12 protein-coding genes are annotated in these 13,474 nt (G+C 67.3%); 7 read left to right on the top strand and 5 right to left on the bottom strand.

All coding sequences use genetic code 11. The annotated features are described in order from the left end of the window. Positions 1–405: 405 nt before the first annotated feature. Positions 406–828 carry a classical arabinogalactan protein 4 gene (locus H9654_RS17795; protein ID WP_225211996.1) on the bottom strand — a complete coding sequence of 141 codons (423 nt, stop codon included), beginning with the start codon at positions 826–828 and terminating at the stop codon, positions 406–408. A gap of 126 nt (positions 829–954) precedes the next feature. On the opposite strand from H9654_RS17795, the gene msrB reads away from it, so the two are divergent. From msrB to H9654_RS10745, 5 genes are all read left to right on the top strand, one after another. Continuing rightward, positions 955–1,422, top strand: coding sequence for a peptide-methionine (R)-S-oxide reductase MsrB (msrB, locus tag H9654_RS10725; RefSeq protein ID WP_042612775.1), 468 nt, complete (start codon positions 955–957; stop codon positions 1,420–1,422). Between the two features lie 100 nt (positions 1,423–1,522). Further along, positions 1,523–2,377: a flagellar motor stator protein MotA gene (gene motA, locus H9654_RS10730; RefSeq protein ID WP_101100140.1), complete on the top strand. Its 855-nt coding sequence runs from the start codon at positions 1,523–1,525 to the stop codon at positions 2,375–2,377. Positions 2,378–2,380: 3 nt separating this feature from the next. Continuing rightward, the gene (gene motB / locus H9654_RS10735) at positions 2,381–3,343 is read left to right on the top strand and encodes a flagellar motor protein MotB (protein ID WP_101100139.1); all 963 of its coding nucleotides are present in this window, start codon (positions 2,381–2,383) and stop codon (positions 3,341–3,343) included. A 63-nt stretch (positions 3,344–3,406) separates the two neighbouring features. Beyond that, positions 3,407–3,925 carry a hypothetical protein gene (locus H9654_RS10740; protein WP_191770829.1) on the top strand — a complete coding sequence of 173 codons (519 nt, stop codon included), beginning with the start codon at positions 3,407–3,409 and terminating at the stop codon, positions 3,923–3,925. A 17-nt stretch (positions 3,926–3,942) separates the two neighbouring features. Further along, a complete protein-coding gene (locus H9654_RS10745; protein WP_191770830.1) occupies positions 3,943–4,221 on the top strand; it encodes a DUF4031 domain-containing protein in 279 nt (92 codons plus the stop codon). 21 nt (positions 4,222–4,242) lie between these two features. On the opposite strand, the gene H9654_RS10750 is transcribed toward H9654_RS10745, so the two are convergent. After that, complete coding sequence (locus H9654_RS10750) at positions 4,243–4,785, bottom strand: DUF6630 family protein (RefSeq protein ID WP_042612770.1); 543 nt, start codon at positions 4,783–4,785, stop codon at positions 4,243–4,245. Positions 4,786–4,932: 147 nt separating this feature from the next. On the opposite strand from H9654_RS10750, the gene H9654_RS10755 reads away from it, so the two are divergent. Beyond that, positions 4,933–5,184, top strand: a complete 252-nt coding sequence (locus tag H9654_RS10755) for a DUF3297 family protein (protein WP_042612769.1) — start codon at positions 4,933–4,935, stop codon at positions 5,182–5,184. A 108-nt stretch (positions 5,185–5,292) separates the two neighbouring features. On the opposite strand, the gene H9654_RS10760 is transcribed toward H9654_RS10755, so the two are convergent. From H9654_RS10760 to H9654_RS10770, 3 genes are all read right to left on the bottom strand, one after another. Further along, positions 5,293–6,939 carry a Na+/H+ antiporter gene (locus tag H9654_RS10760; RefSeq protein WP_191770831.1) on the bottom strand — a complete coding sequence of 549 codons (1,647 nt, stop codon included), beginning with the start codon at positions 6,937–6,939 and terminating at the stop codon, positions 5,293–5,295. A gap of 115 nt (positions 6,940–7,054) precedes the next feature. Further along, the gene (locus H9654_RS10765; RefSeq protein WP_191770832.1) at positions 7,055–7,864 is read right to left on the bottom strand and encodes a DODA-type extradiol aromatic ring-opening family dioxygenase; all 810 of its coding nucleotides are present in this window, start codon (positions 7,862–7,864) and stop codon (positions 7,055–7,057) included. 191 nt (positions 7,865–8,055) lie between these two features. After that, entirely contained in the window at positions 8,056–11,013 is a 2,958-nt protein-coding gene (locus tag H9654_RS10770; RefSeq protein WP_191770833.1) for a bifunctional diguanylate cyclase/phosphodiesterase, read from the bottom strand. 305 nt (positions 11,014–11,318) lie between these two features. On the opposite strand from H9654_RS10770, the gene H9654_RS10775 reads away from it, so the two are divergent. Continuing rightward, positions 11,319–13,436 (top strand): M13 family metallopeptidase, encoded by a 2,118-nt coding sequence (locus H9654_RS10775; RefSeq protein ID WP_191770834.1) that lies wholly within the window; start codon positions 11,319–11,321, stop codon positions 13,434–13,436. The last annotated feature ends 38 nt before the right edge of the window (positions 13,437–13,474 follow it).

Raw genomic sequence — 13,474 nt, forward strand, 5'->3', positions numbered from 1 at the left:
CCCCCCCCCCCCCCCCCCCCCCCCCCCCCCCCCCCCCCCCCCCCCCCCGGCCCCTGACAGGTTCCGGTGGCCGCCACCCGCGTAATGAAAAAAGAACAAAGGCAGGGGTCAGAGTCCTTTCGCTGCGCGAAAGGACTCTGACCCCGTGTTTCTCCCACCCTTCCAAGCCCTGCTCTGTCCATGGGCCCCCATGGACCTGTCGAAGGCGGGGCGGGGTGGCTGTGCAGGACCGTCTTTTCGCATGGATGCGAAAAGCGAGCCTACAGGGACGTACTTGCGGCGATTCCCACGAACCCACCCCGCCCCGCCAACGCAGCAGCCCTGCAGCTCTTGACGTTGACGTTGGCTCTGGCTTGAAAGGCAGGTGCCGGGCGCAGCCCGGCAAACAAACAAACAAACCCAACCCTACGGCTTGATCCTGGCGTCAGCACCCTGCGGCACGCTGTCGTGATACCGCCCCGTGCGCGAATCGAACACCCGGTTCGGCCCCGCTGGCTTCACCCCCGGAATGATCCGCCCGTCGCGGTCATACACCTTCGCCGGGGCCGTGCTCGCCGGCGGCGCCACCACCTTCGCCGGCCCGGTGCTGCGGATCGGCCCCGCCGCTGGTGGCGGGCTGGCAATCGGTCGTGGTGCCTGCACCGGCGATGGCGGCGAAGGCTGCACCACGCGCGGCGGCTGTGGAGCCGGCGGCGGTGGCGGCGGACGCACCGTGGTCGCACTGCGGGTCGCCGTCGGACTGGACGGCGACGCCACCTGCGCCGACGCCAGCGCCGGCACCAGCGCCGGCACCAGCAACGCAGACAGCAGGATCAATGAACGCTTCATGGCAGCCCCCGGTAGTAGTTCAATGCAGCGTGCGCCGCTTCCCGTGTGCCTGCCATGAACAGCGCCGGTGCTTGCATGCCCGGCCCCACGCCCCCATCTCCGCAGGCAGCCCCCAGGAGATACCGCATGAGCGCCTTCGACCTCACGCCCCCGACCGACGCGCAGCGCCAGGCACTGGAATCCTCGCTCAGCCCCGACGAAGCCCGCGTGCTGCTCCAGCACGGCACCGAAGCGCCGTTCTGCGGCGTGTTCCTCGACAACAAACGCGATGGCGTCTACTGCTGCCGGCTGTGTGCCCTGCCGCTGTTCCGCTCCAGCACCAAGTTCGATTCCGGCACCGGCTGGCCCAGCTTCTTCGCCCCGTTCGCCCCAGAACACGTGCGCGAGATCCGCGACATCAGTCACGGCATGATCCGCACCGAGATCACCTGCGCCCGCTGTGGCAGCCACCTCGGCCATGTCTTCCCGGACGGCCCGCCGCCCACCTTCGAGCGCCACTGCCTGAACTCCGTCTCACTTTCGTTCACCGAAAACGGCGCGTCCTATGACGATCCACTGCAGCGGGGCGGCGCCGAAGCCGAACCCGCCGGCTGATCCGCCGCGGCAGGCCCGTTGACGGATTTCACATATTGCCTCTTCAGAAACCGCGTGAACGCGCCGTTAGGGAGATACCCCCTCTCCCTGCGTCGCGTCCATGCTCATCCTCATCGGCTTCCTCGTCGTCATCGCCAGCGTGCTCGGTGGTTATCTCGGCGCCCACGGACGACTGGGCGCGCTCTGGCAGCCGTATGAGCTGGTGATCATTGGTGGCGCCGCCGTGGGTGCGTTCCTGGTCGGCACCCCGGCAAAGACCGTCAAGCAGACCCTGAAGGCCAGCGTGGCCGTGTTCAAGGGCCCGCGCTACAAGCAGCAGGACTACATCGACGTCCTCAGCCTGGTGTACGAGCTGCTCAACAAGGCCCGCCGCGAAGGCTTCATGTCGCTGGAAGACCACGTGGAGAAGCCCGGCGAAAGTCCCATTTTCGCCAACTACCCCAAGGTCCAGGCCGACCACCACCTGGTCGACTTCATCACCGACTGCCTGCGCCTGATGATCGGCAGCAACATCGAACCGCACGAACTGGAACCGCTGCTGGAGCTGGAGCTGGACAAGCACCATGCCGAAGCGCTGGCGCCGTCGCAGGTCATCACCAAGGTGGCCGACGGCCTGCCCGGCTTCGGCATCGTGGCGGCGGTGCTGGGCATCGTGATCACCATGGGTTCGATCGGCGGCCCGATCGAAGAAGTCGGCGCGCACGTGGCCGGCGCGCTGGTCGGCACCTTCCTTGGCATCCTGCTGGGCTACGGGTTCGTCGGCCCGATGGCCGCGGCGATGGAAGCGCGCGCCGAGCAGGACAGCCGCATCTACGAATCGGTGAAGACCGCCCTGCTGGCCTGCCTGCGCGGCTACAACCCGAAGATCGCGCTGGAATTCGCCCGCAAGACGCTGCCGTCCGACGTGCGGCCGGCGTTCTCCGAATTCGAGCAGCACCTCAAGACGGTCAAGTAAGCCATGAGCGAGACCAAGCCCACCGTCATCGTCCGCCGGGTCAAGAAGAAGGGCCACGCCGCCCACCACGGCGGCTCGTGGAAAGTGGCCTACGCCGACTTCGTGACCGCGATGATGGCCTTCTTCCTGGTGCTGTGGCTGGTGGCGTCCACCAGCAAGCCCGAGCGCGGCGCCATTTCAGAATACTTCCGCAATCCCAGCCCGTTGTCGGGCACGAGCAGTACGCCGGCGCCGGGCATGGCCGGGCCGGGTGGCGCCAGCACCTCGATGATCAAGCTGGGCGGGGCGGCCGATGTCAGCCGCGGCACCAGCAACGATCCCTTCCAGAACCAGCAGGAAAGCATTCCCAAGGCCGTCGACCCCGACTCGCGCCAGCAGGAAAAGAAGCAGCTGGAAGCGCTGATGCAGGAACTCACCGAGGCCATCAGCAAGAGCCAGGCGCTGGAACCGTTCAAGGACCAGCTGCTGCTCGACCTGACCCCGGAAGGGCTGCGCGTGCAGATCGTGGACAAGCAGAACCGGCCGATGTTCGACCTCGGCGGGGCGGCACTGAAGCCGTATACGCAGACCATCCTGCGCGAACTGGCGAACTACCTGAACCACGTGCCGAACCGGATCAGCCTGACCGGCCACACCGACACCGCCGCGTACAGCACCCAGCACGGCTACGGCAACTGGGAACTCAGCGCCGACCGCGCGAACGCGGCCCGCCGCGCGCTGGTGGACGGCGGACTGGATGAGGCCAAGGTCACCCGCGTGGTCGGGCTGGCCTCTTCGGTGCTGTTCGACAAGACCAACCCGGCCAACCCGATCAACCGCCGCATCAGCATCGTGGTGATGACCCGGGATGCCGAAGCTTCTGCGCTGGCAGGCGCCGGCTCCCCGGTCGCGTTGTCGCCCGCAGTGGCCGATCCGGACGTGCAGGCCGCGCAGGTGCCGGCCGTGGTGGGTGACGCCGCGCCGTAGCGCCAAGCGCGCCCTGCGCTGGGCCATTACAATGGCGGTCTTCCCTTTTTGCAGGCTCCCACCATGTCCAAGCTCTCCAAAGCCAAGCGCGACAAGCGCAAGAAGCAGCAGCCCAAGCGCGCCTTCGCCCGCCTGAGCGACCAGCAGCAGGTGCAGAACCACGCCGTGCTGACCAACGAAGAAGGCCAGGTGGTCGCGGCCATCGGCCTGCAGGGCCGCCAGTGGCTGCTGTCGATCGGCGGCCAGACCATGGGCAACGCGGATGATCCGATGCCGATGCTGGCCATGCTCAAGCACCTGGCCAACGTACAGGGCAAGGAAGGCCGCAAGGTCGACCTGCAGTACTCCGAAGGCCTGGGCGAGCTGATCAAGGTCATGGCTGCCGAAAAGGAACTGGACGCCGACGCGTACCTGGACCAGCTGGCCGCCGAGTTCGACAACATCGACGCCGAAGACGCCGCTGAAGGCGAGGCTGCACAGGACCTCGCCGACGGCGAAGCAGCCACCGAGGCCCAGGCAGACGCAGACGCAGACGCAGACGCAGAAGCGGAAACCGAAGCCGACGACAAGCCGAAGGCCTGAAGGGCCTCGGGACCAAGGTGACGGTCTACGTCGACGACGCAGTACAGGCCTGGCGCGGACAGCGCTGGGCCCACCTGATGGCCGACACCCTGGCCGAGCTGCATGCCATGGCCGCGCAGCTCGGCATCCCGCGTCGCGCGTTCCAGAACAAGTCCAGCGGCGCGCACTACGACGTCACCGTGGCCCTTCGCGAACAGGCGATCGCGCTCGGCGCGCAGCCGATTTCCCGGCATACCGATCGCGAACGGGTCAAGGCGGTGATCGCCAACGCCCGCGCGCAGTACCAGCCCGGGTAGCGAGCACAGGATCCGGCACGGTCAGAACGGATCGCTGCCCAGCCGCACTTCAACGTTCAGCAGCGAACACAGCGCCAGCATCGCGTCGTCGTCGCGGGTCAGCGCCATCCACCCGGTGAAGCCGTCGCTGCCGGCATCCACGCTCCACAGCGTGTAATTGTTCTCGCGCAGGCGGTCGAAGGCGGTGGACATCAGCTGCACGCCATCCAGACCGATGCTGAAGTCTTCGTCGTCCAGGTCGCCGCCCCAGTCCACCTGCAGGTTGAAGCGCGCCGACAGCTCGTTGACCGCCGACATCAGCGATTCCAGGTCATCGCGTTCCACCTCGAAGCCGCTCTGCCAGCCGATCGCGGTGAACAACGGCGGGATCCAGTCGCTGTCCGGCTCCAACGGCTCACCCTGTTCGGCCAGCAGCTCGCGCCAGCGGTTGAACTGGGCCAGCGCCAGCTCTTCGTCGCCGGGATTGATCAGCACCAGCAGGTTCCATGCACGCGCCTCGAAATCGTCCTCGTCGTAGTCGTGGGCGTCTTCTTCGAAGTCGAAATAATCGCTGTTGTCGGGCATGGTCGTGGTCCTGCGGGTATGGTGCTGTGGCACGCATTCTGAGGCCTTGCGGCCGCCGCCGGAAGCATCGGCGTTGGGTCGGGCGCCGCGTACAGGTATCCTTCACCCCATGAAGCCGGCCTTGGTGGCCGTCACAGTGAAGCTGAAATGAGCGATACGCCTCCCGACCACCTGGCCATCAACCCGGCCAGCCCCCACCACGATGCGCAGGCGCTGGAGCGCGGCGTCGGCGTGCGCTTCAATGATGTCGAGCGCACCGATGTTGAAGAATATTCGGTCAGCGAAGGCTGGATCCGCGTGCAGGCCGGCAAGGCGCGCGACCGTCGCGGCAACCCGATGACGCTGAAGATCAAGGGCAGCGTCGAAGTGCGCTACCTCGACCTGAAGCCGCAGGCCTGAGGCCTGCTGGACGGGCCTGCGGTAGCGCCGAGCCATGCTCGGCGGGCTGTGCCAGGCACCGCGGCAAACGCCGCCGAGCATGGCTCGGCGCTACCGCCAGCATGCCCCTCATTCCCTCTGCCGCGATTCCAGCAGGTCCAGGTTACGGATCAGCTTGCGTGATATTTCATCGGAGATCAGTCCGCGACGGGTCAGCCGGAACAGCTCCTCGCGTTCGGCGTTCAGCCCGGCGCCGCGCAGCTGGCGGTAGCCCCGTTCCATCCGCCTGACCTTTTCCGGATCCGCATCCGGGCCCTGCTCTTTTTCCAGGTTGCGCTGGTACAGCAGGCTCACCCGTGATGCCGCATCGTTGTACAGCTGCACGTTGTCGGTGGTCTGGTTCTGCACCAGCTGCTGGCGCATCCGCTCCACTCCGGCCAGCGCCGCCTTGGATGCCAGCTTGCGCGCTACGTCCTCTTCCTTGCGCTCGCCCGAATCGGCCGGCAGCTGCAGGCCTTTCAACAACTGCGGCAAGGCCACGCTGGCGCCCACCAGCGAGAACAGGATCACCGCCGCGGCCAGGAAGATCACCAGGTCACGCGCAGGGAATGGATCGCCGCTGGGCAGGAACAACGGCAGGGTCAGCACGCCGGCCAGGGTAATCGCCCCGCGCACGCCGGCCACCGAGGTCGCCACCACGATGCGCCAGCTGGGCGCCTGGCGCTGCTCGTCGCCGCGACGCCGCGCGCGCAGCAGGTTCCAGCGCAGCGACAGCCATACCCACAGCAGGCGCAGCAGGATCAGCGCCAGGTTGATCACGATCACATACACCGCCAGCCACCACGGACTCTGGTGGCCGCTCTCGCTCATCGTGGCCACGGCACGCTCCACGATGCCCGGCAGCTGTTCACCCAGCAGCACGAACATGATGCCGTTGAAGCTGAACTGCAGCATGTTCCACACCGCCGAACGCTGCACGCGCATGCTGCCGGACACGCGGCCGGTCAGCTCCACGTAGCTCATCGTGATGCCCGCCGCCACTGCCGCGAGAATGCCCGATGCGTTGATCTCTTCGGCCAGCAGATAGGCCGCGAAGGGAATCAGCAGGTTGACCAGCATCGCCGCGCCCGGCTCCTCGCCGAAGCGGCGCCACAGCCAACGCTGGAAGGTGGACACACCCAGGGTCACCGCCACGCCGACCGCCAGCCCGGCCGCAGCCACCCACAGGAAGGTCATCGAGGCGGTGGCCAGCGAGAACGAACCGGTCATCACCGCGGCCACCGCGAAGCGGAAGCAGACCAGGCCGGAGGCATCGTTGAGCAGCGATTCGCCTTCCAGAATGTGCATCAGCCGCTTGGGGATCGGCGCCTTCGACGCGATCGCGCCCACCGCCACCGGATCGGTCGGCGAAATGATCGCCGCCAGCGCGAAGCACACCGCCAGCGGCATCACCGGGATCATCCAATGGATCAGCAGGCCGGCGCCGATCACCGTGAACACCACCAGCCCGAAGGCCAGTTCGAGTATGGCGCCCTTGTCGCGGAACAGCCCCTGCTTGGGGATGCGCCAACCGTCCAGGAACAGCAGCGGCGGCAGGAACAGCAGGAAGAACATGTCCGGGTCGAGCGCGTGCCCGCGGTTGAATACCCCTGCGATCACCGCGCCCAGCGCGATCTGCACCAGCGGCAACGGCAACGAAAACGGCAGTACGCGGACCAGGTAACCGCTGGCCACGACGGCGACCAGCATCGCCAGGACCACTTCAATGGTGTGCATGCATCATCCAGATGACGGCGCCAACGGGGGAAGGATAGCCATGCGGCCAAGGCGCCAGTGACCTGAAAAAACTAGCACACCACGACGATCAGGCCCACGCCTGCATCGAGCGGACTCAGCGGGGCGACAGCAAACCGCCGGCCCCGTCGAAGCGGTAGAGATCCATCGCCAGCATGCCGGCATCGATGCCCGCATCGATGCGTCGTGCCCCCAGTCCGCCCTCCCCTGCCGCGCCGATGGCGAAGTGCAGCGGCTGCAGATGTTCATCGCTGGGATGCGCCTGCACGGCACCCGGCGCCTGGGCGCGGTAGTCGAGCAGGGCATCCACGTCGTCATCGGCCAGGCGCTGCTCCACCCAGCCGATGAACGGCCGCACGTAGGGTGCTTCCTTGCCGTCCTGGTAACGGCGGAAATCGTGCAGGTTGTGGGTGATGCTGCCCGAGCCCACCAGCAGCACGCCCTGTTCGCGCAGCGGCGCCAGCGCCCTGCCCAGCGCCAGTTGGTGGGCCGGACCCAGCTGCGGCTGCAGCGACAGCGGCACCACCGGGATGGAAGCGTCCGGGAACAGGAAACGCAACGGCACCCAGGCCCCGTGATCCAGCCCGCGGCTGGGATCCAGGCGCGCCGGCAGGCCGGCATCCAGCAGCAGCTGCTGCACCTGGGCCGCCAGCTCCGGCGCACCCGGTGCCGGGTATTGCAGGCGATACAACGCCTCCGGGAAGCCGCCGAAATCATGGATCGTCGGCGGCAGCGGATGCGCGCCCACCAGCGGTTGCGTACTCAGCCAGTGCGCGCTGGCCATGACGATGGCGCGTGGGCGAGGCAGATCGGCCGCCAGTTCGGCCAGCCGCTGTCCGACCAGTCCGGGCTGCAGCGCGGTCATCGGCGAACCATGCGAGATGTACAGGCTGGGCAGGCGGCGCACGGCGGACTCCTGATAGGACATCGCTCAAGCTTAGTGCCAGCGGCCCGCGCGAAAAATACGTTGCACCGAGCCGGTTTGTTGCAGGAACGGAAACAATGGACACCTTTGCGGCCAGCTTCGAACGGTAGCGCCGAGCCATGCTCGGCGAGCGCTCCGCGCGGTGCAGGCATTCGGCCGAGCATCGCCCGGCGCTACAGAACCCCTTCCACCGCGTCCAGCCGCTCGATCACCGTCTTCAGCGGCGCTGGCCGGCCGAGCAGGTAACCCTGCACCTGGTCGCAACCGTGCGCGGCCAGCCACTGCAGCTGGCCCGGCGTCTCCACGCCTTCGGCGATGATGGTCAGGCCCATGCTGTGGCCCAACGACAACAGCGCGCGGCAGATCGAGGCATTGCGCGGATTGATCTCCACATCGGCGACAAAGCTGCGGTCGATCTTCAGGATGTCCAGCGGCAGGTGCTGCAGGTAGGACATGCTGGAGAAACCGGTACCGAAGTCATCCAGCGACACGCAGATGCCCTGTTCGTGCAGCCGCTGCATGGTCTGCATCGCCTGGGCCGGCTTGCGCATCAGGCTGCTCTCGGTGAGCTCGACCTGCAACGCACCGCGTGCCAGCCCGAACTCCTCCATCGCGCGGCCGAACTCGCCGACCAGGTCGCTGTTGAAGAACTGAACCGCCGATACGTTCACCGCGATCGGCAGGTCGGCCCAGCCGGCATCCACCAGTTGCCGCTGGGCCTGCGCGGCAGCACGGATCACCCAGCGCCCCAGCGCCAGGATCAGCCCGGTGTCTTCGCACAGCTGGATGAAATCGCCCGGCGGGATGAAGCTGCCATCGGCCTGTGGCCAGCGCAGCAGCGCCTCGAGCGCGGCCGGCGTGCCGTCGCTGGCGTGGCAGATCGGCTGGAAATACAGTTCGAATTCGGCATCGATGGCGTTGTGGATACGGCCGGCCAGCCGCAGCCGCTCGGCCAGGCGTGCATTGACGCTGGGATCGAAGCGCGCCAGCACATCGCCTTCGGCGCGCGCGCTGTGCGCGGCCTGCGCCGCCATGCCAACCACCTGCGCCGCCAGCAGCCCATCACCTGGCGCGTGCACGGCCACGCCGATGCTCGGCTCGAACTGGTGCAGCGAGTCCTGCCCGCGCACCGGCTCGGACACGATCTGCACCAGCGCATCCAGCGCGTTCTGCGCATCGTGGGCATCGCTGAAGGCGAACACGAAGTCTTCAGCCGGCTGGAAGGCCAGCCAGCCAAACCGCGCGCCCAGTCCGCCCAGCCGCGTGGCCATCGCCTGAAGCACTGCATCACCGATGTCATTGCCCAACGCATCGGAGATCAGCCGCAGCCCACGCAACTGGATGAAGGCCACCGTGTAGCCTTCGCCGCACTCGTCCAGTGCTTCGGCCAGCGCCCGCGTATTGAGCAGGCCGGTCTGCGGATGGTGGCTGGCGTGGTAGGCCAGCTCGCGCTCGTAGGCCAGCCGCTCGCTCACGTCTTCAGCCAGCACCAGGCAGGCCGCGCGTCCATCGAAATCCAGCCGCGAAAGATGTGCCCGTACCTCGAACACGGTGCCGTCCTTGCGCTGGTGCAGGCGGATTTTCGCGTCCTGCACCTCGCCGATGCGGGCTTCAGCGATCGCGCCGCGGATCTCTTCCCAGCCTTCGCGCGGCCGGATGTCCAGAATGCTCATCGCCAGGAATTCTTCGCGCGTATAGCCGTACTGGCTGACCGCGGCCTGGTTGACCTCCAGAAAGCGCAGCGTATCCGGGTCGAACACCCAGAACGGCGCCGGATTGCGGTCGAACAGCAGGCGGAACTGGCGTTCGGCCTGGTCGGCGCGCTCGCGTGCCAGGTAGCGTTCGCTGATGTCGGTCATCGCACCGATCATCCGCCGCTGGCGATCGCCGATCATCACCCGCCGACCGCGTGCGGACACCCAGCGCACGTCGCCGCCCGGCAGCACGATGCGGAACACCTCGTCCAGCACCGCATCCCCGGCGAATGCCCGGTCGAATGCCGCCTGCATGCGCACGCCGTCTTCGCGGTGCACGCGCTGGAAGAACTCGGACAACGGCAGCGCATCGACGTCAACGCCGAAGATCTCCCGAGCCAGCGGCGACCAGTGCAGCTGGCAGGCATCTTCGTCCACGTGCCAGGTGCAGACATGGCCCACCTGATGGGCCAGCAGCAGCTCGGCGTGGCCGGTGCGTAGTTCCTCGGCCAGCACATGCTGGCGCCGCGCTGCGCGGCCGACACCCCACACCAGGCCGGCCAGCAGCCCGCAGTAAAGCAGGAACATCGCCACCGAGGCGTACACGTAAGGCCACCATGCGGCCAGTACTTCGCGATGGCCCAGCCCGGCATACACCGCAAGCGGATACTGATGCAGCGTGCTCATCGCCGATATGCGCGCCACCCCGTCGACCGGGCTGGTTTCCACGCCCAGCGAACGCACCGCGTCACTGCCCAGCGCCTCGCGGTGGGCCAGCCCGAAACGCTGCCCCACCACGTTGCCGTCCATCGGTGAGCGCGCCAGCACATGGCCTTCCACATCGCTGATCGACACCACCCCGCGCGTGCCGATGTCCAGCCCGCCGATGATCCGCTGCAGTTCACTGGTATGCAGGCGCACCAGCAGCCAGCGGTCCTGTTCCAGCTGCAGGGCCAACGGCAGCACCCAGTTCAAGCCGTCGCGTCGCTGCGGCGGCCCCAGGTACAGGTCACTGCCAGTGCCACGCCGTTGCCCGTCCACCCAAAGCGGCAGCTGCAGGTCGCCGACGCCGCTGGTCAGCGCGCGGCCGTGCTGGTCCACCACCACGATGCTGTCCAGCTCGGCATGCCGGTGCAGCACGCCGGCGATGTTCTGGTCCAGCAGCTCCGGTGCCTGTCCGGGCACGCTGCGGAACAGTTGCGCAGCGTCTGCGCCGACGCCCTGCATCGCCCGTTCCAGGTTGCGCATTTCCAGCCACAGCAGGCGCTGGCTGCCGACGGCCAAGGTGCGGCTCTGGCGCTGGGCAACGTCCTGCCGGCGCTGGAAGTCACTGGCCAGCATCGTCGCCAGCCCCGCGGCGAACAGCAGGCCGAGCAGCATTCCACCCCACAACAGGGCACGCTGCGGCCGAACCAGCATGCGGCTCAGTGCGGCCATTGATGGCAACGTCGGCTGTGGTGGCCTGGAGCTCTCATTCGCTAACGTTTTCCTGTGATCCAGACCTAAGCGGCCGCGGATCGGCTTTCTTGACCGTGCTGTCCACTCTCCGGGGGTACCACGTCGAACGCGCTTCCTCCCGGCCCCGTCGTGCAGCATGCATCAGGCCGATGACGACAGGAAGAGTGCCCGCGCCTGTTCAGCCAGATCCGGCACACGCCGCGCCCGGTTTCGGTACGGTGGCCTTTGCAACCAGCCCCACCAGCAGGGATTAGACTGGCGGTTTCCCGTCGCCCGAGTACTTCATGCCTACGTTGCGTCGCGCTCCCCTGCTGCTGGCGATCACCGCCAGCCTGTCCCTTTCGCTGGCTGCGTGCAGCGGCGACACCCCGCCCAGCGCGCCCGCTGCGCAACAGCAGGCAGCGGCCGAGCAGGCGCCCAGGCCGCAGCTGGGCAGCTTCGGTTTCGACGCCGACGGCATGGACCGCAGCATCGCCGCCGGCGACAACTTCTTTGATTTCGCCAACGGCACCTGGGTCAAGAACACCGAAATCCCGGCCGACCGTTCGCGCTTCGGCAGCTTCAACGTAATCGCCGAGAAGACCCAGGTCGACACCCGCGCCATCCTGGAAGGCGCCGCCAACAACGCCCAGGCCAGCGGCGAAGACAAGCTGATCGGCGATTACTACGCCGCCTTCATGGACGAAGCCGGGATTGAACAGCGCGGGCTGGCGCCGGTGCAGCCGCAGCTGCAGGCGATCGACGCACTGGCCGACAAGGCCGCCCTGGCGCGGGCGCTGGGTGCCGACGTGCGCGCCGACGTGGACCTGCTCAATGCCACCAATTTCTATACCGACCGCCTGTTCGGCCTGTGGGTATCGGTGGACCTGCTGCAGCCGGCACGCACCGCGCCCTACCTGGTGCAGGGCGGCCTGGGCCTGCCGGACCGTGACTTCTACCTGGGCGATGGCCGCATGGCCGAGCTGCGCCGGCAGTACCAGGAATACATCGGCCAGGTACTGACCCTGGCCGGCGTTGCCGATGCAGGTGCCAAGGCGCAGCGCATCGTCGCCCTGGAAACCAAGATCGCCAAGGCGCACGCCACCCAGGAAGAAACCAACGACGTGGCCAAGGGTGCCAACCCGTGGACCCGCGAAGACTTCAGCGCCAAGGCACCCGGCATGGACTGGGCTGCGTTCCTGGAAGCGTCCGGACTGTCGCAGCAGCAGGACTTCATCGTGTGGCAGCCGAAGGCCGTTGCCGGCCTGTCGCGGTTGGTCGCCACCGAGCCGCTGGAGGCCTGGAAGGACTACATGACCTTCCACGCGCTTGATCGCGCAGCCCCTTACCTGCCGAAGAAGTTCGCCGATGCGCGCTTCGCCTTCCATGGCACCGCATTGAGCGGCACCCCGCAGCAGAGCGATCGCTGGAAGCGCGCGGTGGACGATGCCAACCATGCCATCGGCGAGGCCATCGGCAAGCGTTACGTGGAAAAGCACTTCGATGCGAAGACCAAGGAACGTGCCGACGAGATGGCGAAGAACATCATCGCCGCCTTCGGCAAGCGTATCGATGCACTGGACTGGATGTCTCCGCAGACCAAGGCCAGCGCAAAGGCCAAGGTCGCCGGGCTCAAGGTCGGCATGGGCTACCCGGACAGCTGGCGTGACTACAGCGGCCTGGAGATCAAGCGCGATGATCCGCTCGGCAACGCACAGCGCGCCGAGCAGTTCGAATACCAGCGCAACCTGGCCAAGCTGGGCAAGGCGCCGGACCACGGCGAGTGGGCGATGCTGCCGCAGACCATCAATGCGATGAACGTGCCACTGGAAAACCGCCTGGTGTTCCCGGCCGCCATCCTGCAGCCGCCGTTCTTCGACGGTGCGGCCGACGATGCAGTGAACTACGGCGCCATCGGTGCGGTGATCGGCCATGAAATCAGCCACGGCTTCGACAACGCCGGCGCACTGTTCGATGAAACCGGCCGCCTACACAACTGGTGGACGCCGCAGGACCTGGAGAAGTTCAACGCGGCCGGCGACGCGCTGGCGGCACAGTTCAGCAGCTACGAGCCGTTCCCCGGCGTGCACGTCAACGGGCGCCTGTCGCTGGGCGAGAACATCGCCGACGTGGCCGGCCTCGGCACCGCCTACGATGCCTACCAGCTGTCGCTGCAGGGCAAGCCGGGCGAAACGCTGGAAGGCTTCACCCCGGACCAGCGCTTCTTCCTCGGCTTTGCCCAGGCATGGCGCAGCAAGAGCCGCGAACAGGCATTGCGCAATTCCCTGCTGACCGACGTCCACGCGCCGGGGCAGTTCCGTGCGCTGACCGTGCGCAACCTGGATGCGTGGTATCCCGCCTTCGAGGTCAAGGAAGGCCAGAAGCTGTACCTGGCACCGGAAAAGCGCGTCAAGGTCTGGTAAGCAGCAGGTCTCGTGGGCGACCGGCAGGGGTGGGTTAA

The sequence above is a fragment of the Stenotrophomonas lacuserhaii genome, from assembly GCF_014836545.1.
GTDB classification, from domain to species: domain Bacteria; phylum Pseudomonadota; class Gammaproteobacteria; order Xanthomonadales; family Xanthomonadaceae; genus Stenotrophomonas; species Stenotrophomonas lacuserhaii.